The organism is Paenibacillus antibioticophila, from assembly GCF_000455265.1.
Lineage (GTDB): Bacteria > Bacillota > Bacilli > Paenibacillales > Paenibacillaceae > Fontibacillus > Fontibacillus antibioticophila.
In genome coordinates this window covers 706,909-731,237 of record NZ_HG005141.1, presented here as the reverse complement: position 1 = coordinate 731,237, position 24,329 = coordinate 706,909, and the positions used below count along the sequence as shown (strand labels likewise).

26 protein-coding genes and 1 tRNA gene are annotated in these 24,329 nt (G+C 47.6%); 20 read left to right on the top strand and 7 right to left on the bottom strand.

Annotated features, from left to right (window positions below):
* Positions 1-8: 8 nt before the first annotated feature.
* The 5 genes from recF to gntK form a co-directional block, all read right to left on the bottom strand.
* Positions 9-1,121 carry a DNA replication/repair protein RecF gene (gene recF, locus TX85_RS20345; RefSeq protein WP_044481591.1) on the bottom strand — a complete coding sequence of 371 codons (1,113 nt, stop codon included), beginning with the start codon at positions 1,119-1,121 and terminating at the stop codon, positions 9-11.
* Between the two features lie 51 nt (positions 1,122-1,172).
* Positions 1,173-1,397: a S4 domain-containing protein YaaA gene (gene yaaA / locus TX85_RS20340; protein WP_044481590.1), complete on the bottom strand. Its 225-nt coding sequence runs from the start codon at positions 1,395-1,397 to the stop codon at positions 1,173-1,175.
* 18 nt (positions 1,398-1,415) lie between these two features.
* Positions 1,416-2,558, bottom strand: a complete 1,143-nt coding sequence (gene dnaN, locus TX85_RS20335) for a DNA polymerase III subunit beta (protein ID WP_044481588.1) — start codon at positions 2,556-2,558, stop codon at positions 1,416-1,418.
* A gap of 260 nt (positions 2,559-2,818) precedes the next feature.
* Positions 2,819-4,165 (bottom strand): chromosomal replication initiator protein DnaA, encoded by a 1,347-nt coding sequence (dnaA, locus tag TX85_RS20330; protein WP_044481587.1) that lies wholly within the window; start codon positions 4,163-4,165, stop codon positions 2,819-2,821.
* A 446-nt stretch (positions 4,166-4,611) separates the two neighbouring features.
* Positions 4,612-6,162: a gluconokinase gene (gene gntK / locus TX85_RS20325; RefSeq protein WP_044481585.1), complete on the bottom strand. Its 1,551-nt coding sequence runs from the start codon at positions 6,160-6,162 to the stop codon at positions 4,612-4,614.
* Between the two features lie 339 nt (positions 6,163-6,501).
* Between gntK and rpmH the strand changes: the two genes are divergently transcribed.
* From rpmH to TX85_RS20265, 12 genes are all read left to right on the top strand, one after another.
* Positions 6,502-6,636 (top strand): 50S ribosomal protein L34, encoded by a 135-nt coding sequence (gene rpmH, locus TX85_RS20320; RefSeq protein ID WP_044481584.1) that lies wholly within the window; start codon positions 6,502-6,504, stop codon positions 6,634-6,636.
* Between the two features lie 185 nt (positions 6,637-6,821).
* Positions 6,822-7,172: a ribonuclease P protein component gene (gene rnpA / locus TX85_RS20315; protein ID WP_044481582.1), complete on the top strand. Its 351-nt coding sequence runs from the start codon at positions 6,822-6,824 to the stop codon at positions 7,170-7,172.
* A gap of 75 nt (positions 7,173-7,247) precedes the next feature.
* On the top strand, positions 7,248-8,147 hold the full coding sequence (locus tag TX85_RS20310; RefSeq protein ID WP_374705696.1) for a YidC/Oxa1 family membrane protein insertase: 900 nt from the start codon (positions 7,248-7,250) through the stop codon (positions 8,145-8,147).
* Positions 8,144-8,884 (top strand): RNA-binding cell elongation regulator Jag/EloR, encoded by a 741-nt coding sequence (gene jag, locus TX85_RS20305; protein ID WP_044481580.1) that lies wholly within the window; start codon positions 8,144-8,146, stop codon positions 8,882-8,884. Before TX85_RS20310 ends, jag begins: the two co-directional genes overlap by 4 nt.
* Before the next feature lie 101 nt (positions 8,885-8,985).
* Positions 8,986-10,365, top strand: a complete 1,380-nt coding sequence (mnmE, locus tag TX85_RS20300) for a tRNA uridine-5-carboxymethylaminomethyl(34) synthesis GTPase MnmE (protein ID WP_044481579.1) — start codon at positions 8,986-8,988, stop codon at positions 10,363-10,365.
* A 532-nt stretch (positions 10,366-10,897) separates the two neighbouring features.
* Positions 10,898-12,784 carry a tRNA uridine-5-carboxymethylaminomethyl(34) synthesis enzyme MnmG gene (mnmG, locus tag TX85_RS20295; RefSeq protein WP_044481577.1) on the top strand — a complete coding sequence of 629 codons (1,887 nt, stop codon included), beginning with the start codon at positions 10,898-10,900 and terminating at the stop codon, positions 12,782-12,784.
* A 4-nt stretch (positions 12,785-12,788) separates the two neighbouring features.
* Positions 12,789-13,511, top strand: a complete 723-nt coding sequence (gene rsmG, locus TX85_RS20290) for a 16S rRNA (guanine(527)-N(7))-methyltransferase RsmG (RefSeq protein ID WP_044481576.1) — start codon at positions 12,789-12,791, stop codon at positions 13,509-13,511.
* Positions 13,512-13,811: 300 nt separating this feature from the next.
* Positions 13,812-14,630, top strand: coding sequence for a nucleoid occlusion protein (gene noc / locus TX85_RS20285; RefSeq protein WP_044481575.1), 819 nt, complete (start codon positions 13,812-13,814; stop codon positions 14,628-14,630).
* A 164-nt stretch (positions 14,631-14,794) separates the two neighbouring features.
* Complete coding sequence (locus tag TX85_RS20280; RefSeq protein WP_044481574.1) at positions 14,795-15,556, top strand: ParA family protein; 762 nt, start codon at positions 14,795-14,797, stop codon at positions 15,554-15,556.
* Complete coding sequence (locus TX85_RS20275) at positions 15,549-16,394, top strand: ParB/RepB/Spo0J family partition protein (protein ID WP_044481573.1); 846 nt, start codon at positions 15,549-15,551, stop codon at positions 16,392-16,394. The genes TX85_RS20280 and TX85_RS20275 overlap by 8 nt, the downstream gene beginning before the upstream one ends.
* Before the next feature lie 117 nt (positions 16,395-16,511).
* Positions 16,512-17,666 (top strand): aminotransferase class V-fold PLP-dependent enzyme, encoded by a 1,155-nt coding sequence (locus tag TX85_RS20270; RefSeq protein WP_044481572.1) that lies wholly within the window; start codon positions 16,512-16,514, stop codon positions 17,664-17,666.
* Between the two features lie 23 nt (positions 17,667-17,689).
* Complete coding sequence (locus TX85_RS20265; RefSeq protein ID WP_044481571.1) at positions 17,690-18,190, top strand: DUF4446 family protein; 501 nt, start codon at positions 17,690-17,692, stop codon at positions 18,188-18,190.
* Here the strand turns inward: TX85_RS20265 and yyaC are convergent.
* Positions 18,162-18,782, bottom strand: a complete 621-nt coding sequence (gene yyaC / locus TX85_RS20260; protein ID WP_044481570.1) for a spore protease YyaC — start codon at positions 18,780-18,782, stop codon at positions 18,162-18,164. The two genes, TX85_RS20265 and yyaC, sit on opposite strands and share 29 nt — an antisense overlap.
* 122 nt (positions 18,783-18,904) lie before the next feature.
* On the opposite strand from yyaC, the gene TX85_RS20255 reads away from it, so the two are divergent.
* The 4 genes from TX85_RS20255 to TX85_RS20240 all read left to right on the top strand — a co-directional run bounded on the left by TX85_RS20255 (position 18,905) and on the right by TX85_RS20240 (position 20,696).
* On the top strand, positions 18,905-19,150 hold the full coding sequence (locus tag TX85_RS20255; RefSeq protein ID WP_044481569.1) for a DUF3343 domain-containing protein: 246 nt from the start codon (positions 18,905-18,907) through the stop codon (positions 19,148-19,150).
* Between the two features lie 67 nt (positions 19,151-19,217).
* Positions 19,218-20,114 carry a mechanosensitive ion channel family protein gene (locus tag TX85_RS20250; RefSeq protein ID WP_044481567.1) on the top strand — a complete coding sequence of 299 codons (897 nt, stop codon included), beginning with the start codon at positions 19,218-19,220 and terminating at the stop codon, positions 20,112-20,114.
* Positions 20,115-20,172: 58 nt separating this feature from the next.
* A complete protein-coding gene (locus TX85_RS20245; protein ID WP_044481566.1) occupies positions 20,173-20,415 on the top strand; it encodes a DUF951 domain-containing protein in 243 nt (80 codons plus the stop codon).
* A 190-nt stretch (positions 20,416-20,605) separates the two neighbouring features.
* Positions 20,606-20,696, top strand: a tRNA-Ser gene (locus tag TX85_RS20240).
* 360 nt (positions 20,697-21,056) lie between these two features.
* Here the strand turns inward: TX85_RS20240 and TX85_RS20235 are convergent.
* A complete protein-coding gene (locus TX85_RS20235; protein WP_044481565.1) occupies positions 21,057-21,254 on the bottom strand; it encodes a YjzC family protein in 198 nt (65 codons plus the stop codon).
* Between the two features lie 129 nt (positions 21,255-21,383).
* Here TX85_RS20235 and TX85_RS20230 point away from each other — a divergent pair, with 129 nt between their 5' ends.
* The 4 genes from TX85_RS20230 (at position 21,384) to rpsR (ending at position 24,130) form a co-directional block, all read left to right on the top strand.
* Positions 21,384-22,889 (top strand): RCC1 domain-containing protein, encoded by a 1,506-nt coding sequence (locus TX85_RS20230; RefSeq protein WP_044481564.1) that lies wholly within the window; start codon positions 21,384-21,386, stop codon positions 22,887-22,889.
* A gap of 145 nt (positions 22,890-23,034) precedes the next feature.
* The gene (rpsF, locus tag TX85_RS20225) at positions 23,035-23,319 is read left to right on the top strand and encodes a 30S ribosomal protein S6 (protein WP_044481563.1); all 285 of its coding nucleotides are present in this window, start codon (positions 23,035-23,037) and stop codon (positions 23,317-23,319) included.
* A 41-nt stretch (positions 23,320-23,360) separates the two neighbouring features.
* Positions 23,361-23,840 carry a single-stranded DNA-binding protein gene (gene ssb, locus TX85_RS20220; RefSeq protein WP_044481561.1) on the top strand — a complete coding sequence of 160 codons (480 nt, stop codon included), beginning with the start codon at positions 23,361-23,363 and terminating at the stop codon, positions 23,838-23,840.
* 20 nt (positions 23,841-23,860) lie between these two features.
* Positions 23,861-24,130 (top strand): 30S ribosomal protein S18, encoded by a 270-nt coding sequence (rpsR, locus tag TX85_RS20215; protein ID WP_044481560.1) that lies wholly within the window; start codon positions 23,861-23,863, stop codon positions 24,128-24,130.
* Positions 24,131-24,329: the final 199 nt, after the last annotated feature.

The window sequence follows — 24,329 nt, the reverse complement described above, 5'->3', positions numbered from 1 at the left end:
CTCCGTTCCTATCGATGAACTTGTCCTTCTTGAACATGAAAAATGCTGGCGTCCTGAAGACGACTGGCATTCAAACTCTCAATGCCGGTCGCTGTAATGAACGTCTGCACTTTGCTTTGAAAGGTCTCAATCAGTTGAGTCTGGCGATAGGGATCAAGCTCTGACAATACATCGTCAAGGAGCAGAATCGGGTATTCACCGATCTCCTCATGAATCAGCTCGATCTCTGCCAGCTTTAGTGACAATGCCGTCGTCCGCTGCTGCCCTTGGGAGCCAAAGCTCTGTGCTTCATTTCCATTGATATAAAAGGCCAAATCATCACGATGCGGCCCCGCAAGCGTCATTCCGCGGCGGATCTCCTGATCTCTCATCTGTGATAACTTTATCATAAATTGCTCCAATAGGACAGCTTCATCTTCTTCATCCGCAACTCCGAAGGAAGGCAGATAGGACAATTGAAGGGCTTCTCCGCCGCCGGTTATCCCCTCATGAATCTGCTGTGCCCACCGTTGCAGTTTTCTTATAAATTGTTTCCTTTTTCTGATAATTTTAACACCATGCTCTGCCAATTGCTCGTTCCATACCTCCAGCATGACCGTTAAATTGGAGCCGGAATGGAACGCTTGCTTAAGCAGATTATTCCGCTGGATGAGCACCTTCTGATACTGCTGAAGATGATACAGATAGCTGGGCTGCACCTGTCCGATCTCCATATCGAGAAAACGGCGCCTCACTCCGGGCGTTCCCTTCACGATCTCAAGGTCCTCCGGTGCAAACATGACCGCATTCAGACTGCCGACAAAATTACTCAGCTTCCGTTGCTCCAATCCGTTCAGACTGGCCCGCTTGCCTTGCTGGGAGAAGCGAAGCTCCAGCTGGATTTTGCCGTATTTGCGCTCCACCTCAGCTTGAACGGAGGCGGAGTCCTTGCCGAAGCAGATGAGCTCCTTATCCTTCGACGTCCGGTGCGACTTCGTCAAGGCCAATACGAGTAATGCCTCCAGCAGATTTGTCTTGCCTTGGGCATTGCGCCCAATCAATAAATTGACGCTGCCGAAAGATTCCATGGACAGCGTCTCATAATTGCGGTAATTCGATAAGGTTAGTGAATTGACATACACGCGATTCCAAAGCCTCCTTCAGACACCGTATGCGACTTCGGATCCGATCTCTTATGCTTCCTCGCTGCGAACGACTTGAAAGGCTCCGGCATCTTCCACTTCTACCACATCACCGTTATAGAGCTTCCGGCCGCGGCGCAGCTCAGCTTCGCCATTCACTTTAACAGCACCATCCTGAATGAGCGCCTTAGCCATGCCGCCCGTAGAAATGCAATCGGCCAGCTTGAGAAATTGATCCAGTTTGATATATTCGCTTGAAATTTGTACGCTCTGCATTGATGCCAGCTTCCTCTCTTAGTTGGTCGTCCGATAAGGGAGAATGAGATACAGGCTCTGGGTATCATCCATCGGCTTGATAATAATCGGGCTCATTGCCCCGGTAAATCCGATATGGAGCTGCTCGCTCTCTACGACCTTAAGCACATCCAGCATATATTTGGAGTTAAAGGAGATTCTTACCTGTTCTCCTGTGAACTCCGCCAGATCCAGTTGCTCGGTTACCTTGCCCAGCTCTGAAGAGCTTGAAGAAATCTCAACGGATCCATTGTCCATGGTCTGCAGACGAACGATATTGGTCTTCTCTTCGCGGGACAGGAGGTAGGCACGGTCGATCGAATCGCTTAGCTTCTTCGTATCCAGAACCAGTTCTGTCTTGTAGGTCGTCGGAATAATCTTGGAGGTATCCGGATAGGTTCCGTCCAGAATACGGGTATAGAACAGGACGCGGTCAATTTTGAACAGTACCTGGTTGTCGGCCACGACGATATCGACAATTGTATTTTGATCCGGAACGATCTTGCTCAGCTCATTGAGTGTTTTACCAGAAATGACAATGTTACTGAATCGAACCTGATCGTCATTGCTCAGTTCAGCGGTTCTGCTGGCAAGCCGGTGGCGGTCTGTAGCCACGAATTTGAACTGATTCTCGCTCAGACTCCAGAGGACCCCGGTCAGAATAGGGGAGGTCTCATTGGAGGAAATCGAGAAGACGGTCTGTTTGATCATATTCTTGAGCAGATCGCCCGGCATCGAAATGACTTGGTTCTCTTCAATGCTTGGCAGCACAGGAAATTCTTCCGGGTCCAAACCAACCATTTGAATATCGGTAGAGCCGGAACGGATTTGCGTCTTGAAGCCTTCTTGAACCTCCATCTCGATTTCGGCTGAAGGCAGCTTCTTAATCATTTCCACAAAAAACTTCGCAGGCAACACAACGCTGCCCGGACGCTCTACTTGGACGATTTGTTTATTCTGGTCTTCCGCAGGAATAAAGGCTTGAATGGAAATGTCGGTATCGCTGGCTGTAAGCGTCATTCCCTGAAAATTAACCTCCAGCTTGATCCCGGTCAGAATCGGGATCGTTGTCCGGCTTGAGATGGCCTTGGCCACATGCTGGATGGATTCATTTAAATCATGCTTTAGTACGCGGATCTTCATAAATTCAACTCCTAAACATAATCTTATTCAATTTCCTCATAATTGCCGAGTGCCCGGCATAAGATGAAATATGTACTCAGGCTGGAGGCTTGTCCCTCCGTTTTTTAGAGTGCGGCGAAAGCCGTGTTCCTCATGATGATGTATATCTTTTAATTAATAGAAGAAGTAGTAGGGGCCCTGAATATGTGGATAAGAGGGCAGACTATATGAAATGAAGCCTATCCACATGTGAATATCATGTGCATAGGCTTATAGCTTATTCAGGATGAGTTTTTGATTTTCTCTGTCAAGTTGTTAATAACTTTATAGAGATCCTGATCGGATTTCAACTGCTGAGATATTTTCTCATGGGCATGAATGACGGTCGTATGGTCGCGCCCCCCGAACGCATCGCCAATCTTGGGCAGCGAGAAGTCCGTTAATTCCCGGGACAGATACATCGCAATTTGCCGCGGGAAGGCGATAGCCTTGGTTCTCTTGCGAGCCTTGAAGTCTTCCAGCCGCAGGTTGTAATATTCTCCGACGCGCTGCTGGATATCCTGAATGGTGATCATCTTCGGCCGGCTGGAAGGAATAATATCCTTAAGCGCTTCGGCGGCCAGATGGGTCGTAATATCCTGATTGATCAGGGAGGAGTATGCGACGACGCGGATCAGCGCGCCTTCGAGCTCCCGAATGTTGGTATCGATCTGGTTCGCGATGTACATCATCGCTTCATTCGGAATGTCCAGATTTTCCGCCTTGGCCTTCTTGCGCAAAATGGCAATCCGCGTCTCCAGATCAGGAGGCTGAATATCGGTAATCAGTCCCCATTCAAACCGGGATCTGAGCCGCTCCTCGAGGGTTGGAATTTCTTTTGGCGGACGGTCACTGGAAATGATGATCTGCTTGCGTTCTTCATGGAGCGCATTGAAGGTATGAAAAAATTCCTCTTGCGTCGATTCTTTGCCGGCAATGAATTGAATATCGTCGATTAATAGAATATCAATATTGCGGTATTTGTTGCGGAAGCTCTCAGCGCGGTTATCTCGGATGGAATTGATGAATTCATTAGTGAATTTCTCGGATGAGATATAAAGGACTTTGCTGCTTGGATTGTGCTCAAGAATGTAATGCCCGATCGCATGCATTAAGTGAGTCTTGCCAAGACCTACGCCTCCATAGAGGAATAGCGGATTATACGCACGCGCAGGCGCTTCGGCGACAGCCAGCGATGCCGCGTGAGCGAACCGGTTGCCGGAGCCGATGACGAAGGTATCGAACGTATATTTCGGATTCAGCATATTGGAACCGTTTTCCTCTACCTGGACGGGTGCAGGAGGCTCTTTGAATACGGGAGTTTGCTCAGGAATAGCGGATTCCTCGATCACAAAGGAAACATCTACCTGCTTGCCAAGGTATTCAAAGACAGTGGTTGCAACAAGCTTCGTGTACCGGCTCTCCAGCCATTCTACCGCAAAGGTGGTGGGTGCCGAGATGACGATCGAACGGTCGCTTAGCGAGACGATCTTAGTTGCTTTAAACCAGGTATCGAAGCTCGGCTTGCTGAGTTTGGTATTAATGATGGATAAAATATGCTGCCATATATCAGACGTATGGCTATCCACAGACGGTCACTCCTTTTACATCTTCCACTTGTGGCATAAGCCATGCAGAAAAGGGTCGAAAAAACAACAATAATGGGGATATTTATCCCCATAAGTCAGAAAAGTGGAATAATTATAAACATGGATAAACTCGAATTGTTCACAATCTTATCCACAGCCTGTTAATAATTATTCCGCTTTAATTTAGATATTCACAACAAAAGCAATATAATCATAGCAAAAGAAGGCCTATATTTCAATGAATTGCTGAACTTTATCCACAAATTCAATAACTTGTGTACAATTTTAATTCACACCACTACATATTGTTTATAAATTGTTTAATATTCGACAGAATCACTTCGGTTCTCAAAAATATTATGCACAGGTTGTCCGGAATTGTATAAAAAGAGGGAAGAACGATCCCGGGTGTACTTGGGATCGTTCTTCCCTCTTTGCTAGATCTACTAGTCGTTGGAGCTGCGCCGTTGAAATTCGGCGATCGCTTCATATTCTTCTTCCAATTTGCGTGAAATGCGGATAAAGATCGGCAGCAGCTCCTTATAGATCGCCGCGTGTTCCTTAGCCGGAATATGCTTGTAGGTGCTGCCCACCATAGAGGTGACGACATCCAGTGAATCGATATCGCCGAGGGCATAAAGGCCGAGAACGGCCGCTCCCAGGCAGGAGCTCTCAATTTCCTCCGGCACGGTGACCTGTTGATCGAAGATGTCCGCCATGAGTTGACGCCATAGGGGGGATTTCGCAAATCCGCCTGTGGCGAGAATCGCTTGAGGTCTGCCGATGATTTCCTCCATCGCAAGGAGAACGGTATATAAGTTGAAGATGACGCCTTCAAGCACAGCCCGAATCATATGCTCCTTATGATGATGGAGGGTGAGACCGAAGAAGGATCCGCGGGCATCAGGATTCCATAAGGGAGCGCGTTCACCGGCGAGAAAAGGGTGAAATAGCAACCCCTCGGAGCCGTGAGGAACATTTTCCGCAATTTTTGTAAGCACGTCGTAAGCACTGATGCCAAGACGTTTGGCCGTTTCTACTTCTGCGGAGGCAAATTCATCGCGAAGCCAGCGGAGCACGCTGCCGCCGTTGTTCACCGGACCGCCGATCACCCAATGCTTATCGGTTAAGGCATAGCAGAAAATTCTGCCCTTCGGATCGGTCCGGGGTTGATCGACAACCGTCCGAATCGCTCCGCTAGTACCGATCGTGACTGCCACTTCTCCCGGACCAATCGCTCCGACTCCCAGATTGGACAAGACGCCATCGCTTGCACCGATTACAAAGGGGGTGGAAGGGAGAAGTCCCATTTTTTCCGCAAAAGACGGGTCGATGCCCCTGGAAATATGGGTAGTAGATACGATTTCGGATAAATGTCCGGCTGTGATTCCAGCCATATGCAAGGCCTCTTCATCCCATGCTTGCTGCTCCAGATTCAGCAGCCCCGTACAGGAGGCGATCGACAGGTCCACCAGATACTGTCCGAACAGCTTGAACCAGATATATTCTTTTAAGGAGATAAATTTGGAGGTCTGGCTGAAGAGCTCGGGAAGCTCATGACGCAGCCAGATCAGCTTGCACAGTGGAGACATGGGATGAATCGGTGTCCCTGTCCGCAGATATAGTTCATGCCCCTCCGGATTGTTCCTTAATTGCTTCGCCCAGGCGACACTGCGATTGTCCGCCCAGGTGAGACAGTTCATCAGCGGTTTCCCATTTTCATCCATAGGAATAACGCTGTGCATGGCCGAACTGAAGGATACGAGCCTCAATTGCTCGGGCGAAGCGCCGCTTTGCGCCATAACTTGACGTATGCAAGACACTACAGCGCTGAATATGTCCTCCGGATCCTGCTCCGCCACGTCGGAAGAGGGGGTATGAAGCGGATAGCCCTCATTGGCAGAGGAGAGGATGGCTCCATTGGCCTCGAATAAGACCGCTTTTGTGCTGGTTGTGCCGATATCTACGCCGATCATCAACGAACGCTCATCAATCATATGTTTTCCCCATTTCTAACTATAGTTTGCCTATGCTCATGCTTGTATACAAGATATTTCACCTTCATCATAAAGGCTTTATTAACAGGTGTAAACCGCGGAAAAGAGCATATTTTTACTTTTCCACATGTGTATAACTATATTTTATGAATGAAAACACTAATTAAGCTGTGGAAAACCCGATTTTTGCCTATCCACAGAGGTTTTGGAGAGGGAGAAGATATGCCGGGATCAGTTGACTTTTTATGGGGGTTATGATTAAATGTATAAAGGCATTTTCTGTGGATATGAAAATGGTAAATATACAGTAAGTGATTCCTGCTTAAGGGGGTGCAATAAATGAAACCGACTTTCAAACCAAACGTGAGCAAGCGCAGCAAGGTTCATGGTTTCCGCAAAAGAATGAGCACGAAAAATGGCCGCAAGGTTCTCGCTGCTCGTCGTCAAAAAGGCAGAAAAGTATTGAGTGCGTAAAGCGTACGTGCATGAAGACCACTGCGGTGGTCTTTTTTTACATTATGAGTAGATGTTAATTTCCCCGGGGTCTTACGCGGCGTCGCATAAGGAATTGGTTTACCGGCCTATGCCGTTGGTCAATAATGATGGAAGGACGATCGGGCCGGCGGGTTGGGGTTGATTGACTTGAGGAGAATGGACCTGTGCATAGAAAGCTCAGATTAAGGAATCGATCCGATTTCGGCCGGGTATACCGATACGGGAAATCGTTCGCCAATCGTCAGCTTGTTGTCTATTATTCGTCCAGGCATGATGTTGAACGGTTTCGGCTCGGGGTATCCGCCAGCAAGAAAATCGGCAATGCCGTGGTTCGGAACCGGATGAGACGCGTCCTGAAGGAGATTGTAAGATTGCATCAGCATGAGATTAAAGACCATGTCGATCTGATCTTGATTGTCCGGAACGGGGCTGTAGGAATGGAGTTCAAGGAGTTGGAAAAAAGCGTGCTGCACGTACTGCGAAAAGCCTCGCTGCTCAAGGCTTTCAGGCAGTAAGCATGCTTGTTTCTTTGTCCATGTAAATATGTTATGATTTACGAGTAATGGAAAGGTTAAGAGAGGGGTTTTCAAGTGTCGCGTATTTTGAAGAGCAACAGGAAGTGGCTTCTGCTCCTGCTTATGATCGGCCTGGTAGTTATGTTGTCGGGTTGCGGTCAACCTGCTGATTATGTCTCAACCACAGCAGACATGAAAGAAAGTACTTCATGGTGGACATCTAATGTAGTGTACTATTTTTCGTTGGCCCTGGATACGTTTGCAGATTGGTTCGGTGGAGCGTATGGACTAGCTATTCTAGTCATGGTACTTATCGTTCGTACTTTGATCCTGCCGCTTACGCTTAAGCAGGTGAAGAGCTCGAAGGCGATGCAGGCGATTCAGCCTGAGCTGAATAAGATCCGTGAAACGTATAAGGACAATCCTGAGAAGCAGCAGCAAGAGACGATGAAGCTGTTCCAGGAAAATAAAGTGAACCCGATGGCCGGCTGTTTTCCGTTGATTATACAGATGCCGGTATTCATTGCGCTATATAACTCTATTTACCATAACTCAGCGATTCGTGAGCACTCTTTCTTGTGGCTTCAGTTGGGTGAGCCGGACAAGCTCTATATTCTCCCGCTGATTGCGGCATTAACAACCTTTATCCAAACCAAAATGATGTCAAATATGCAGCCGCAAACCGGCAATATGCAGGGCATCAATCCGATGAAATTTATGATGTATGTGTACCCTGTGCTGATCTTCGTAATGGCATACAATTTTGCCGCGGCACTTCCGTTGTACTGGATTTTCAGTAACTTGTACACGATCGTACAAAACTTTTTCATTTATCGGAAGAAGAATCCGGTAGTAGCACTCAATAACGATGCGGCTGTAATTCATTCCGGCAACAAGTCCAAAAAGGGCGGTTCGAACTTAAAAGCCGGTCATCCCGGCAAAAGTGGTGCCAAGGAGGCCAAAAAATCGAAATGAGAACGATAGTGACGTCAGGAAAAACCGTTGAAGAAGCTGTAAGACAAGGGTTGGCCAAGCTCGGCGCTACCGAGGATCAAGTCACCGTGAATGTGTTAGAGCAGCCGTCAAAAGGATTCCTTGGACTGATCGGCGCGAAGGATGCGAAGGTTGAATTGACCTTGCAGTCCGAAGCGGTGCCAGGTTCAGTTCCGCCGCAAGTAAGAACACCGGAGACGGAGAAGGTCAGAAATTCTGATTTGGGTTCCAGAGAAGAGATTCGGTCTGGTCCAGAGGTTGACTCAGACCCTTATGAAGCGGCGGCGTCATTTATTCGTGACGTCAGTGATAGCATGGGCATTGAAACTGAGGTGGAGATAGTCCATCAGAAGGATATTACTGTATTAAACATTAGCGGCAACGATCTCGGCGTCCTAATCGGACGCCGGGGGCAGACGCTGGATTCCTTGCAATACCTGGCTAATATTATTGCTAACCGTTATTCGGACTCATATATCCGTATCATTCTGGATGCCGAGAATTTTCGGGAGCGGCGGAGAAAGACGCTGGAGGATCTGGCCGTGAGGCTTGCAGGGCGGGTCGTTCGCACCCGCAAGGATGTCGTGCTTGAACCGATGTCCCCTCAAGAGCGTAAGGTGATTCACTCCAAGCTCCAGGATCATCCAGAAGTAAAAACCTACAGTAAAGGCGAGGATCCGAACCGCCGAGTCATTATTACGCTGAAGCAGAGCAAATGATGAATGAGACGCAATGACGTTTTGCCCTGGCAAATGTCATTGCTTTTCTTTTAGTTGGGGACTCAACTATCAAATTTTTGAATATTCGAGGTGACAACTATATGCTTAGCGATACAATCGCTGCGATTTCAACAGCGGTCGGCGAGAGCGGCATCGCCGTTATCCGGGTAAGCGGCCCGGAAGCCATCGACGCGGTGGGGCGTTTGTTTCGCTCCCGGTTACCGTTAACGGAGGCGGAAAGCCACACGGTACATTATGGCTTTATCATTCGTCCGAAGACCGGAGATAAGCTGGAAGAGGTGCTGGTCTCCGTATTTCGGGCTCCGCGTTCCTTTACGACCGAGGATGTCGTTGAGATCAGTACGCACGGTGGGATTATTTCAGTGAAGCGGGTCATGGACCTGCTGCTGGAGCAGCCCGACATCCGGCTGGCTGAGCCGGGAGAGTTTACGAAGAGAGCCTTCTTGAACGGAAGAATTGACTTGTCTCAAGCGGAGGCGGTCATTGATTTGATTCGTTCCAAGTCAGACCGGGCTTTCTCGGTCGCACTCAAGCAGGTGGATGGCGAATTGTCGCGCAAGATTCATCAGCTTCGGCATGCTTTAGTGGAGACGCTGGCGCATATTGAGGTGAACATCGATTATCCCGAGCATGATGTAGAGTCCATGACCACCGCGTTTATTAAAGCGAAGTGTGACGAGGTCACGCAAGGAATTGAAGGCTTGCTGCGGACGGCAGAACAAGGGAAGGTACTTCGCGAAGGGATTACGACAGCGATCGTGGGCCGGCCTAATGTAGGGAAGTCCTCCCTCCTGAATGCTCTTGCGCGTGAGAACAAAGCGATTGTGACGGATATCCCCGGAACGACGCGGGATGTCATTGAAGAATATGTTACAATTAACAATATTCCATTGAAATTGCTGGATACGGCGGGAATTCGGGAGACGATGGATATCGTCGAACAGATTGGCGTGGAGCGGTCCCGTGCCGCAGTGCTTGAAGCGGATCTGATTCTCCTGGTTCTGAATGGAGCCGAGCCGCTGCATGAGGATGAATTGCAATTAATGGAGCAGCTGCAAGGGCGCTCTGTGCTTGTGTTATTGAACAAAATCGATTTGCCGCAGCAATTGGACCGGGCAAGGGTGTTGAATTATTTCCCGGAAAATGCAGTTGTGGAGCTGTCTGCGAAGCAACTGGAGGGGCTGGATCATTTGGAGGATGCCATCTCCCGACTGTTCTTCGGCGGAGAGCTTGAATCCGGAGATCTGACGTATGTGAGCAATGTGCGCCATATCGCCCTGCTCAAGAAGGCGCGTCAATCGCTTGCGGATGCGTATGAGGCGGCCGATGCGGGCATACCAATTGATATTATGCAGATCGACGTAAGGTTGGGATGGGAGCAGTTGGGTGAAGTAATCGGAGATTCCGCTCCGGATGCGCTGATAGATCAAATTTTCTCCCAATTTTGTTTGGGAAAATAAGGATGGAGAAGTTGAACTAAAAACTCTGCTGTGGGAGGCAATGTATGAAGTGTGCTTACGATAGCTGTTGCTTTATGCTTCAGAAGGAGAGTGTCCCAAAAGTAAACTTTGGAACACCTACACCAACAAAAAAGGATGATTATTCCTGCACTGAAAGTTTGTAGTGCCCTCCGGCACCATAGATGCCGGATGACAAGCCCTGTATTAAAGGTGGATGAATTTGAGTGAGGATCTGCATGAGCTACTATAATAGTGCATCACGGTGCACTATAAAGCCGAATTAAAGAGTCCTGCGTAGGAAAGGCATAAGTGTGAAGGGTGCTGAAGAAGCGAAAGCGTTCGCCTTTGTGAGCGGGTTTCTTCCTTGCTATATTTATCCAATCAAGAAATCCGCGAGCAACAGCGATCGTAAGCACCCTTCACACGTTGCCCCTAGCACGCAGAATCATTAACAAGAGACTTATAAGGCAGACCCTTTGCACGTTGCTTTTATAGTTCAACATGAGAATAAAGAATTGGAGGTTGATTGCATATGGGATATGTTGCCGGCAGCTATGATGTGATTGTCGTTGGTGCGGGACATGCCGGCTGTGAAGCTGCGTTGGCGGCTGCCCGGATGGGCTGCAGCACCTTAATGGTGACGATAAATCTGGACATGGTTGCCTTTATGCCATGTAATCCGTCGATTGGCGGACCTGCAAAGGGACATGTAGTACGTGAAATCGATGCGCTGGGCGGGGAAATGGGCCGGAATATCGATAAGACATTTATTCAAATGCGGATGCTGAATACCGGCAAAGGGCCGGCTGTACATGCCCTGCGGGCGCAAGCCGATAAGTTCTCCTATCAGCATGAGATGAAGGAGACGCTGGAGCGAGAGCCGAACCTGACGCTCCGTCAGGGAATGGTTGAGGAGCTGTTGGTCGAGGACGGCGTATGCGTGGGTGTGGAGACCAAGACAGGTGCTCAATACCGGGCTAAGGCGGTCGTTCTGACAACCGGAACCTATTTGCGCGGAAAAATTATTATGGGCGAGCTGATGTACGAGAGTGGACCGAACAATCAGCAGCCTTCGCTGCGCCTCTCTCATCATTTGAAGGAGCTGGGCTTTGATCTGGTGCGCTTCAAGACAGGCACGCCGCCGCGGGTGCACGGGGATAGCATCGACTTTTCCCAGACCGAAATTCAGCCTGGCGATGAGAAACCTAAATTTTTCTCTTATGAGACAAAGGGATCGGAAAATGAGCAATTGCCTTGCTGGCTGACCTACACGTCTGCCGAGACCCATGATATTATCAATGCAAATCTGCATCGCGCACCGATGTTCTCAGGCGTTATTGAAGGTACTGGACCGCGGTACTGTCCTTCTATCGAGGACAAAATTGTCCGCTTTGCCGATAAGGAAAAGCATCAGATTTTTCTTGAACCAGAGGGTCTGAATACGAAGGAGTATTATGTGCAGGGCTTCTCGACAAGCATGCCGGAAGAGGTTCAGCTGAAAATGCTCCGTTCCGTTCCGGGCTTACAGAACGCCGAGATGATGCGCAACGGTTATGCCATTGAGTATGATGCTGTTGTGCCGACACAGCTATGGCCTTCACTGGAGACGAAGCGTCTGCCAGGACTGTTCACGGCCGGACAGATTAACGGAACGTCCGGTTATGAGGAAGCGGCCGGACAGGGGATTATGGCTGGGATTAATGCTGCCCGTAAGGTACAAGGAAAGGAGGCGGTTATTTTAGACCGTTCGCAAGGCTATATCGGCGTCCTGATTGATGATTTGGTTACAAAGGGGACCAATGAGCCTTACCGGCTTCTGACCTCTCGAGCCGAATATCGTCTGCTGCTTCGCCATGATAATGCCGATCTGCGTTTGACCCCGCTGGGCCATGAGATTGGATTGATTACGGACGAACGGTACCATGCCTTTTTAGACAAAAAGGAGAAGGTTGAACGGGAGATTCAGCGGCTTCAAGTAACCAAGATCAAGCCGTCAGAGATTAATGATCTGCTGGAAGCTATCGGCTCGGCTCCGATTCAGGATGGCAGCAATCTGTTAACGATTCTCCGTCGTCCCGAAGTGGCCTATGATTTGATCGGCGAGCGGTTTCCATCAGAGGCTCCTTTGGATGCGGAAATGCGTGAACAGGTAGAGATCCAGATCAAATATGCCGGTTATATAGAGAAGCAATTGATTCACGTAGAGAAATTACAAAAAATGGAAAAGAAAAGAATACCTGAATCGATTGTCTATGAGGATATTCAAGGCCTGGCAATGGAAGCCAAACAGAAGCTGGCTAAAATCCGTCCGATCTCCATTGGGCAAGCTTCACGGATCTCCGGCGTTACTCCTGCGGATATATCCATTCTGCTGGTGTATCTGGAGCATTATAATCGGGTAACCGCGGCGGGAGGATAAGCTATTGGATGAGATTCAACTCCAATTTCAACAATTGCTGGCTGAACAAGGAATTACTTTAACAGAGCTGCAATTGCGGCAATTTGAGGATTATTATCAGGAACTGGTTAGTTGGAATGAGAAAATGAACCTGACAGGAATCACCGAACGACAACAGGTATATATCAAGCATTTTTATGATTCCTTGTCGCTTTCCTTCTATTTAAATATGGATGAGGTTTCAAACCTGGCGGATATCGGTTCGGGGGCAGGCTTCCCTGGGATTCCGCTTAAGATCTGTTTCCCTCATATTCAATTAACCATCGTGGATTCTCTGAACAAGCGGATTCAGTTCTTGCAGCATGTATGTGATAAGCTTGGACTTGAGCAAGTGCAGCTTCTGCATAGCCGGGCTGAGGATGCTGCGCGTCTGGACCATATGAGAGACCGCTTCGATCTGGTTACGGCCAGAGCGGTTGCACGGATGGCGGTACTGAATGAATTCTGTCTTCCTTTTACCAAGAGTAACGGGGTGTTCGCTGCCATGAAGGGAAGCGACCCTTCCGAGGAATTGCATGAGGCGAAACGCAGTCTGAAGGAATTGAACGCTAAGCTGCGTAAAACCTATTCATTCTCTTTACCGCTGGAAAATTCGGACCGCCATATTATTGTTATCGAGAAAAGCGGTGCAACCCCGAGAAAGTATCCTAGAAAAGCGGGGACGCCGCTTAAGTCGCCGCTTGTATAGTCCATTGAATCAGCCTCTTACCTAAATGTTCCACGTGAAACATCAGGGTAGGGGGTTTTATTTCTGTAATTAGGCATTCAAACCTATTTATTTATTTTTCATATAGAAGAGAATAGGATTATAGTGAAAAAAGTGGTAGAATAGAAGATAGCTGAAATCGATCTATTCTATAGAAGAATTTTGCAAGAATGTTGATTGCTAGACTCTTTAAAGAACCGGGATCGGTACAATAACAGACGATATTGCAACAGAGCAATCGGACGGCTTATGTCACTTTTAAATTAGGTGGTAATCTGTGGAATGAAAGAACAATTCACGAGACTGTTCGGCATGACCGAACGTGCGGAAGTCGATGAAGTAAAACAAATCCCGGTAGGGGACATCGTAGGAAGTCCCTATCAGCCGCGGTCCATCTTTGATGATGAGAAAATTGATGAGCTGTGTCAGACGATCCGAACACATGGGGTTATTCAACCGATTGTAGTTCGCTTCCGGAATGACAAGTATGAAATCATTGCCGGAGAACGAAGATGGCGCGCTGTCAAAAAGCTGGGCTTGGCGACAATTCCAGCTATTCAGCGGGAATTCAACGATTCACAGGCTGCTTCCATTGCCTTGATCGAGAATTTGCAGCGTGAAGGTCTTACTGCAATTGAAGAGGCCTTAGCTTATCAGAACCTAATTGATCTGCACCAATTAACTCAAGAGAGCCTGGCACAGAGATTGGGCAAGAGCCAATCAACCATCGCTAACAAAATTCGGCTGCTTAATCTTCCTGAAGGAGTAAAGAACTCCTTAATGGAACGCAAAATCACGGAAAGGCATGCGAGAGCATTGCTTTCTCTTGATTCGGAAGAACTGCAATTAAAGGTCCTTGAGGAAATTATCCAGAAGGAATTGAATGTGAAGCAAACAGAGGCGCGAATCGCTTTTTATAAGGAAGTAGCCAAGAACAAGAAAGCATCCAGACGCATTTCGTTCACGAAGGATGTTCGGCTGGCCTTGAATACGATTCGTCAATCTATCGACATGGTATCCGGATCAGGAATGGCGATCAAGACATCCGAGAAGGATCATGAAGATCACTATGAAATTGTCATTCAAATTCCGAAAAGATAAAAGAAGGACTACTGACCTTAACTTTGGGCTTGAAGGTCAGTTTCTTTTTTTGAAAACCGCATGAGACATCGCCAGGAATACTGTGGTCTTTTTGTAGCAACAGCTTGGTGATCGCATAATGAAATCTACAAGAAGATTCTTCTATTATACTGAGGTGAAATGGATTGTCTAAAATAATTGCCATAGCAAATCAGAAGGGTGGGGTCGGCAAAACGACGACCTCAGTCAATTTGGGTGCCGGCCTTGCGACAGTTGGAAAACGGGTGCTTCTTATTGATATTGACCCTCAAGGGAATACGACAAGCGGTGTCGGGATTAATAAAGCCGATGTTCCAAATTGTATTTATGATGTGTTGATTAATGAAGTGCATCCGAAGGAAGCTATTATGCAAACAGAAATTGATGGGCTCGATATTATTCCGGCGACCATTCAATTGGCTGGTGCAGAAATTGAGCTTGTTCCTACGATTTCTCGTGAGGTTCGATTAAAGAAGTCCTTGCAGCAAGTCAGACATTTATATGATTACATTCTAATTGATTGCCCGCCTTCACTTGGAATCCTTACGATTAACTCGTTAACCGCAGCCGATTCGGTGCTTATTCCGATTCAGTGCGAATACTATGCGCTTGAAGGCTTGAGCCAATTATTGAATACGGTAAGACTTGTACAGAAGCATCTGAATACGTCGCTGCAAATTGAAGGTGTGCTGCTGACCATGTTCGATGCGCGTACGAACCTGGGCATTCAGGTTATTGAAGAAGTGAAGAAGTATTTCCAACAAAAAGTCTACAAGACAGTCATACCAAGAAATGTACGCCTTAGTGAAGCTCCTTCTCACGGTCAATCGATTATTACTTATGATCCGAGATCCAAGGGCGCAGAGGTGTATTTAGAGCTGGCAAAGGAAGTGATTTCCTATGAGTAAGCGGTTGGGAAAAGGGCTGGATGCCTTAATTCCATCTCTATCCGTTCAGGATGATGACAAGGTGATCGAGATTCCTTTGAATCAGCTTCGGGCGAATCCTTACCAACCTAGAAAGACTTTCGATGAAGAAGCTATTCGTGAATTGGCAGAATCGATTCGCCAGCACGGTGTAATTCAGCCCATCATTGTTCGCAGTGTACTCAAAGGGTATGAGATAATTGCAGGGGAGCGTCGTTTCCGGGCATCGCAATATTGTGGAAATGCAACCATTCCTGCAGTCGTAAGAACATTTTCCGATCAACAGGTCATGGAAATTGCGCTGATCGAGAATTTGCAGCGTGAAAACTTGAATGCTATGGAAGTCGCTGTGGCTTACCAGAACCTGATGGATACCTTCCAGCTTACGCAAGAGGAATTGTCGCTGAAGGTAGGTAAGTCCAGATCGCATATCGCTAACTTTTTGAGACTCCTGTCATTACCGGACGAAGTGAAGGAATATGTTTCACGTGGAACATTGTCTATGGGCCATGCCCGGGCGTTGGTTGGAATAAAGGATAATGGAAAGATTAAACAGCTGGCGAAGCAATGTATCGAGCATGAGTGGAGTGTACGGGAGCTTGAGGATGCTGTCCAGCAGTTGGACAAGCATAAGCAAGATAAAGTGAAGGCTGTAAGCAAGAAGCGTGACCCTTACATGGAAGAAGTGGAAGAGAGCTTGCGGGAGCGCTATAAGACGACCGTAAAGATCAAGTCTAATAAAGAGAAGGGCAAGATTGAAATTAACTTTTATAGCAAACAGGATTTGCAGCGCTTGCTTGATTTATTGAATCTCAATTGAATCTGGATGTAAAAATGACATACTCACTTGATGGACATGTTAATGGAGTGTCTGTGAATGGGAGTATGTCATTGTTACGAATGAACCGATTAAAGGGTCCAAAAGGTGGGTAACGATATGAAAACTGGATCTCCCATATACCTTGATCATGCGGCCACTTCATGGCCCAAGCCAGAGCGTGTAAGCCAGAGTATGTTGGAAATACTAAACGGACCGGCAGCCAATTCCGGCAGGGGAAATTATCGGATGGCTATGAATGCGGGAAGATCCATCCTGCAGACCCGAACCGCACTGGCTCAATTACTGCAGGTTGATAATGCTAACGATATTGTATTTACCTCTAATACAACTGAAGCATTGAATTTGGCTATTAAAGGCTGTCTGCGTGAAGGAGACCATGTCGTCGCAACGATGGTCGAGCATAACTCTGTACGCAGGCCGTTAGAATATCTCAAGCGCATTAAAGGAATCCAAGTAGATTATATTCCGGTAAGCGCGCAAGGAATATTAGATTTAGCTGAACTGAAGGAACGGGTTACCCCGCAGACCAGACTCGTCGTCTGTGCTCATAGCTCTAATCTGCTGGGCTCGATTCTCCCCGTGGAAGAAATCGGAAAAATTGCTCATGCTGCAGGGGCGCTGCTGCTGATAGATGCTGCTCAGACCATTGGCTGTTATCCGGTGGATGTGAAGCAGACAGGTGCTGATATGATTGCTTTTCCAGGGCATAAGAGCTTGCTTGGTCCGCAGGGGACCGGAGGGCTGTACATTCGCCCGGATCTGGAATTGGAGCCATTGCTTCACGGCGGCACTGGGAGTCAGTCAGAGGCTGTAGAAATGCCAAAAGTGCGTCCAGACCAATACGAAGCCGGAACGCTCAATACGGTAGGCATTGCCGGTTTAGGCGCAGGTGTCAGGACGGTTATGGAGTACGGGATAGAGAAGATTTATCAGCATGAATGGCAGTTAACCCAACAGCTGATGCAGGGCTTGCTTGAGATTAAAGGACTAACGTGTTTGGGTCCGGAATTAGGCGTGCCGCGCACCGGACTGGTAGCCTTTACGCTGGAAGGATGGGATGCCGCCGAAGTCGCATTCCGTCTGGACCGGCAATATCAAATTTCCGTTCGGGCCGGATATCATTGTACTCCGCTTGGCCATATGAGCGCAGGGACTACAGGCCGCGGAGCGGTTCGGGCTAGTGTCGGGTATTCAACTACGGTGCAAGAGATAGAAGCACTGATATCAGCAATGAAGCAGATTGCACAGTGATATTTTAACTAGGGGAGATTCAAATGCAGGAGTGGAATGCACTTTTATTGGACCAAATGATCTGGATCGTAATGGGATTCGTGGTGATCCTCCTCTGGCTGCTACTCTGGAACCTGATTCAGGGCAGCAAGCTTCGGGGAATGCGTAAACGATACAATCAAATGATGGCTGGAACAGGGATTGAGGATCTGGAAGGCTTACTAATTGATCTGAAGAATCAGCAGGCTCTCCTTGAAGAGAATCAGAACGATCATAACCTGCAGCTTGAACGTATTAATCACTTGCTGCCGAAGCAAAAGGCGAAGATTGGAATCAAGCGCTATAATGCATTTGGTGAACGTGGAAATGAGTTGAGCTTCTCCGCCGCCTTCGTGGATGATCAGAAAAATGGAATCATTATCACCGGCCTATACAGCAGAGACGGTTCTTATGTCTATGCTAAACCGCTGGAGCATGGGCAGTCCAGCTATGCGCTCTCCTCGGAAGAAGAGGAAGCTATTGCCCTTGCCGGTAACGAGGCCTAAATCCGCAGTGCCATTCTTGGATCGCCGTATATAAGGAATTGGAAATTATTTCCGATAATCGCATAACTAGACTAAGCCGGGTATTTTGCAGCACGAAATACTCCATAAAGCCGCCGACATTGACGATGCCTGTTAGATGGATATCGCCGACCGGCGGTAATTCTTTATTAACGCCTGCTCCCGGGCGGAGAGGGCCTTGTACAACTTGAATGGAGCCAACGCTGGAGGTTTGACCCAGGCAGGCATCAATCCCTATAATGAAAGGATTCCGAAAGCTTTGATTGATTTTTTCCAAGGTATCTTTTAAATTCATAGCATGGACCGGTTCTTCAAGCGTCCCGAACAGATGGAACAGCTTGCCCGACTGATTCAGCTTCGCAAGTGAGGTTCCAACGAGGGGGCCGAGGCAGTCGCCTGTGGAACGGTCTGTTCCAATGCAGATAACGATCATTTCTTGCCCATGGCTAATCTTGGTGAAGTGAAGAAGAAGACGGTGAATAATCGCGGCATGGATATCCGGTTCGGTATGAGGCATTTTCAGATAAGGGATTTCTTGTGATGGTGCTGTTATGGCTGGTTGAATAGATGACATGGAATCTTCCTTCCTTAATCAAGAATGAAGTAGCCCTTGGAATATTAGTAGATAGTATATGGAAATCATTGAGAATATATACTCGGACTAAAGTCTCGGATTGAAACAGAGGAGGAGAATGGATGGAGAACAGCCTAGTGATGGCATTTGACTCCACACAGCAGGCGCTGCGGGCAGAGATGCTGTTAGAATATGCGGAGATTGAGATTGATCTGTGCCCTACGCCGAAGGAGATTACCGCAGGATGTGCCTTATCCATTCAGTTCGGTTCAGAGAATCTGGAGAGGGTCACGGAGATTGTTCATGACCAATCCGTGGAGATCAGGGGGATTTTCAGACGATCCGCTTCCGGGTATGAAGAGCTATAAGTTGAACTATAAAAGCTACGTAAAAAGGGTAGTTCAGCTTAGATAGCTATGAAGGAGGAGAGGCGGAATGAGGTTTGCAAATTGGCGTTTGCAACAATCGACGGGTGTCATCGATGAGGCTATGAGCTTCAAAAATAAGGTCTGGGATTGGTTAACGAATACGGGCATGTGGGAAACTGTGCTGTTCTCAGCCCTTCGTATCTTACTGATCCTTATCCTGACCCGCTTTGTGATTAAACTGTTGTTCCGTGTAATAGACCGTTCCTTGGAACGTCAGGAGAAGGGGCGGATGCAGGTCAATCCTCGGAGATTTATAACGGTAGGGGAGCTGCTGAAAAATGTGGTCTCGTTTGCAGGGAACTTTGTGATGGTCATGCTGATCCTGGGGGAGCTAGGCGTGCAGCTGGCGCCGTTAATTGCCGGAGCCGGGGTGCTTGGGCTGGCGATTGGTTTTGGTGCGCAAAATCTGGTGAAGGATGTGATCACAGGCTTCTTTATCATCCTGGAGGATCAATTTGCCGTAGGTGATGTCGTTCAAATCGGCACGCTGAAGGGGACGGTTGAAATGATCGGCCTTCGCTCCACGAGACTGGTTAGCTGGACCGGGGAGGTGCATATTGTTCCGAACGGCTCGATTACGAATGTAACGAATTACTCGATTGGAACGGCGCTTGCTGTGGTCGATTTGCCCTTCAGCAATAGCCGAAAGCTGGAGGATACCATCGAGCTGCTAAAGAAGGCTATGCTGGAGCTGAAGGACAGCAGCAGCCTGGCTAATAGGGTTCCAACCGTACTAGGTGTACAATCGTTGACAGCAAGCGAGTATGTTATTCGCATAGCAGCGGACTGTCCGCCGGGAGTACGTGCTGATCTGGAGCGTGAGATTCAGATGTATGCGAAGGAAGCACTCGAAGAAGAGGAGGCTCTTCGTCTTACTGCCGAGGCCGAAAAGACTGCTGAATAGATCAACATATGGTACGCTGTATTTAAGGTTGTTAAATGATGAGAAGGGGGAGAGGACGATGGAACGTAAAGTTTTTCAATTAGGTGACATTGTATTAATGAAGAAAAACCACCCTTGCGGGAGCAATGAAATGGAAATCATTCGAATGGGGATGGATATCCGGATTAAATGTGTCGGCTGCAAGCATAGCGTTTTGGTGCCGCGGGCCAAGTTCGAAAAGAATATGCGGAAGGTAATCCGGTCTGCTGCCGAGTCCTCCGCGGATCCTTCTGACGCTGACGCCGGGACTGAAAACAGCTAATCCGACCATAGTGTGAAGGGTTGTGAAGTAAAGGCTTTCAGCAAGAAAGGTTATTAGCAACTCTTCCCACTATTGCTAACGGACATTTTGAACGATTAGCCGACTTTTTCGTTTCCATACGACTGGCGTTGACTATGAATTCAACTTGCAATCCTAAAAAAATCATGATACAATCATTCTTGCTTGCTGTGGAGAGGTACCCAAGAGGCCCAAGGGGGTTGACTCGAAATCAATTAGGCGTCGCAAGGCGTGCGTGGGTTCGAATCCCACCCTCTCCGCCATTTTACTTCTATATAAGAACATGACCTTTGCCGTTAGGCAGGGTCTTTTTTTATGTCTATGCAAGCCAAAAGGACCCTTTCGGGTCCTTTATGGTTGACGGTATGCTTAATGGGAATTCTTCTCTCACAACCCAAGAAACTTCGATGTGTGCGTATGCAGCTCGAATGAGTGAAGAGGGGTCTTCCTTATCCGAGATCTTGGCTTCTGTCACGAAGTGAATAAGACTCCAGAAATGATGTTACCATCGGACACCTCCAACGGAACCACACCTCTCTTTGCATCACCGTCTGATTGTATTATGTGCAGAATACAGGGTTCTATACACGAAAGTTTTAAAAACAGTTCTTTCAGCAAACAGCTTAGTGTACGCGTGCTTTCTCGGCCTTTTTCCACTTTCTGTCCTTATTCGAGGTTTCCGGAAACGTCTCTCCGCGCTCCAAGGTAACCCGCTTGGGGTTCTGAATTTGGGTATGGAAGCTGCGCGCTTCACTGACTTCTACATAAACGCCCGGGTTCGGCGCTTTGTCGCCCGGCTCGAATTCCGTTTGCTCGCCCACTTTGTTGTTCCTCCTTTCTGCCCCGAAGAGGGGAATCAAATATATTGTTTGTAATGCAGGGTTAATCATGTACAAGTAAGAACCGATAATTATTTACATACATAAATTTGGCAGAGGGGATGATTGAACATGGGAAAACGCACGAGGGGAATGATCATTATGGTCATCATAGCGCTCGTTATTCCGCTGATATCGGATAATCAGGTACAAGCCATTGGTGCAGGAATTGGAATCTTCGCTCAACGAAATGAAGACAACTCCATTCTGGTGGAAGGATTGGCTGAGGCCTCATCTTTGAACATCGAGTTAAGGGACGAGGATGAAAAGGCCTTCTTCTCCGCTACAGTACAGGTAAATAAAGAGGGGTATTATTACCTTGTCACGCCTGCTTTTAAAGAAGAGGTGTTCAAGGAATCCAGGCTCTCCAAATACAATTACGGTATAGGGGTTTATGTGACCATACCGGGAGGAGCACAGGCTGCGACGACTTTGCCGGATTACCGGGACCGTTACGAAACGCCAAGCCGCTATGAAAAATATCGAGAGGGCTATCAAGAACCAACACCCGTAAAGTTTGAACAATATGGAGTAGGATCCCAAGCCATCATTGCCAAGGATCCAACCCAGTTGAAAGCTGTAGATTCACCCGTATCCGTAGCCGCCAGTGAAGCCCATACCTTGGCACTCGGGAAGGATGGTCAGCTTTATGGTTGGGGGAAGAATACGAACCACGAAATTAGCGAAAGCGAAATGCCGGTTCTTCCGCCGACGCTCATTACCACCAACTCAAAGATCCGGAAAATCGAAGCGGGGGAGAAATTCTCCTTATATATTACAACGGATGGAGAACTATACGGTTGGGGAGATTTGAAGGATCTCGGCATAAAGACCGTTACCGGGACACCGACCAAGATTACTTTAATTAGTGAGCCGATTGCCGATATGAATGCTTTTAATCGAGGAGTAGCACTCCTGACTAATGACGGGAATGTTTATCAGTTAGGCGGAGTTGGTTGGGCTAATGAGGATGCGCGTGAATTCATACATAATCATTACAGGAAAATATTAATCCAGGATGCAGTATCGGTATCCATGAGCAACCTTAAAGGCTACGCTTTAAAGAAGGACGGAACCTTATGGAGTTGGGATAATTCCATTGTGGAAGGGCAGACGACCAAAGCTGAACAAATTGCCGGGTTCAAGGATATCCAAAAGTTTGATGCAGCCAATACAAATAATGAATATATCGTTGCCATAGACAAAAATGGCGAGTTATGGGGATATGGAGACAATTCAGCGAGACAGCTTGGTCAGAAGGTTCCTTCCCAATTGAACAAACCGACGAATATTACGAATATGGCACTAAGATACAACAAGCAAACAGGCTGGAGCGCGGCCGGCAAAAGCCTGAATTATACCTCGGTTACATTAACGGTAAACGGCGTCCTGCTGCTTACCCAAAACAAGGAATTGTTGACGTACAATACTTATCCGCGGCTTGGAGACTTGAACAAAAACGTAAGCTTTATTGAAAATACGAGCCGGAATATCTTTTGGATCAGCGGAGGAAAATTATGGGTTTGGGGATATGACAATACGTATGGTCAACAAGGTATTGGAGTCAAAGTAAAGTAACTTTAAAGTAGAGATTTTCAGCAACCTAATCTAGGTTCTTGCACGGCGGTTCCCGATTTGATATACTACTATGGTGCGAGTTTAGACTCGCTCCTTGCTCCATGTGTAACAGGATGGGGCCATAGTCCATAAGGAGGTGAACCAAATGCGCAAATACGAATTGATGTACATTATTCGTCCTGATCTTGAACAAGAAGCTGTTCAAGCGGCAGTCGAAAAATTCCAAGGCATCATCCAAAACGGCGGCGAAATTACAAAGCATGACGTGATGGGCAAACGCCGGCTTGCGTATGAGATTAACAAGATCCGTGATGGAGTTTACGTTCTCGTAAACTTTACTGCAGCTCCAGAAGTAGTTGCTGAGCTTGAGCGGATTCTGAAGATTTCCGACGAGGTTATCCGTTATCTCATTACTAAAGACGTTGCCTAATCCGTAACTGAGTAATTTAATGCCCGAAGGAGGGGATTTGATTGTTGAACCGTGTCATTCTGATTGGACGACTTACCCGGGATCCGGAGCTGCGTTATACACCATCCGGTGTGGCTGTAACTCAGTTTACCATTGCGGTAGACAGACCGTTTACTTCGCAAGGTGGAGAACGTGAGGCGGATTTCATTCCGGTAGTTACCTGGAGACAGCTTGCGGAGACTTGCGCAAATTACTTGCGTAAAGGTCGCTTGACTGCTGTGGAAGGGCGAATTCAAGTTCGGAATTACGAGAATAACGAAGGTAAGCGTGTATACGTCACTGAGGTTATTGCTGATAATGTCCGTTTCTTGGAATCGAACCGCGAAGGTGCATCAGGTGGCGGAGGACCGCGTGAGGAAGCTCCATTTGCTGGCGGCGGCAATGCCGGGCGCAGCAATAATAATAACTCCTCCCGCAACAACGATCCATTCTCCGATGACGGGAAACCGATCGATATTTCGGATGACGATTTGCCATTTTAATTTGGAAAGGACTGAAAAGCATGAGCTTCAAACAAAGAGAAGGCGGAGACGACAAGAGACCGGCTCGCCGCGGCGGCCGTAACAAGCGTCGTAAAGTGTGCTACTTCACTGCGAACAAAATTACTCACATTGACTATAAAGACATCGAGCTGTTGAAGAAATTCATCAGCGAGCGTGGTAAGATTTTGCCACGTCGTGTAACAGGCACTAGCGCAAAATACCAACGTCTGTTGACCGTTGCTATCAAGCGTTCGCGTCAAATCGCATTGCTGCCATACACTACTGAATAGTATAAGCTGCTCAAATAAAAAGCTGACCTGTACAGAACGTACATGGTCAGCTTTTTTGTGTTTAAAGCAACAGCTTTTAAAGGCTGAATCTGTTGCTCTTCGGTGGACTCCTTACACTTTAATCCAAAACAGTATAAATTAATCACTTCAATATTCTAAGCCCATTTTGATCGGTTTTTAAGGTTAAAAAATGTCCTCC

Bases quoted from the DNA above. Each gene is read 5' to 3' on its own strand.
- dnaN (WP_044481588.1), bottom strand. From the start codon at position 2,558: ATGAAGATCCGCGTACTAAAGCATGATTTAAATGAATCCATCCAGCAT.
- mnmE (WP_044481579.1), top strand. From the start codon at position 8,986: ATGCTTAGCGATACAATCGCTGCGATTTCAACAGCGGTCGGCGAGAGC.
- gntK (WP_044481585.1), bottom strand. From the start codon at position 6,162: ATGATTGATGAGCGTTCGTTGATGATCGGCGTAGATATCGGCACAACC.
- yaaA (WP_044481590.1), bottom strand. From the start codon at position 1,397: ATGCAGAGCGTACAAATTTCAAGCGAATATATCAAACTGGATCAATTT.
- noc (WP_044481575.1), top strand. From the start codon at position 13,812: ATGAAAGAACAATTCACGAGACTGTTCGGCATGACCGAACGTGCGGAA.
- rpsR (WP_044481560.1), top strand. From the start codon at position 23,861: ATGAGCTTCAAACAAAGAGAAGGCGGAGACGACAAGAGACCGGCTCGC.
- TX85_RS20250 (WP_044481567.1), top strand. From the start codon at position 19,218: ATGAGGTTTGCAAATTGGCGTTTGCAACAATCGACGGGTGTCATCGAT.
- TX85_RS20270 (WP_044481572.1), top strand. From the start codon at position 16,512: ATGAAAACTGGATCTCCCATATACCTTGATCATGCGGCCACTTCATGG.
- TX85_RS20275 (WP_044481573.1), top strand. From the start codon at position 15,549: ATGAGTAAGCGGTTGGGAAAAGGGCTGGATGCCTTAATTCCATCTCTA.
- TX85_RS20255 (WP_044481569.1), top strand. From the start codon at position 18,905: ATGGAGAACAGCCTAGTGATGGCATTTGACTCCACACAGCAGGCGCTG.
- TX85_RS20245 (WP_044481566.1), top strand. From the start codon at position 20,173: ATGGAACGTAAAGTTTTTCAATTAGGTGACATTGTATTAATGAAGAAA.
- jag (WP_044481580.1), top strand. From the start codon at position 8,144: ATGAGAACGATAGTGACGTCAGGAAAAACCGTTGAAGAAGCTGTAAGA.
- yyaC (WP_044481570.1), bottom strand. From the start codon at position 18,782: ATGTCATCTATTCAACCAGCCATAACAGCACCATCACAAGAAATCCCT.
- TX85_RS20230 (WP_044481564.1), top strand. From the start codon at position 21,384: ATGGGAAAACGCACGAGGGGAATGATCATTATGGTCATCATAGCGCTC.
- rpmH (WP_044481584.1), top strand. From the start codon at position 6,502: ATGAAACCGACTTTCAAACCAAACGTGAGCAAGCGCAGCAAGGTTCAT.
- TX85_RS20265 (WP_044481571.1), top strand. From the start codon at position 17,690: ATGCAGGAGTGGAATGCACTTTTATTGGACCAAATGATCTGGATCGTA.
- mnmG (WP_044481577.1), top strand. From the start codon at position 10,898: ATGGGATATGTTGCCGGCAGCTATGATGTGATTGTCGTTGGTGCGGGA.
- rpsF (WP_044481563.1), top strand. From the start codon at position 23,035: ATGCGCAAATACGAATTGATGTACATTATTCGTCCTGATCTTGAACAA.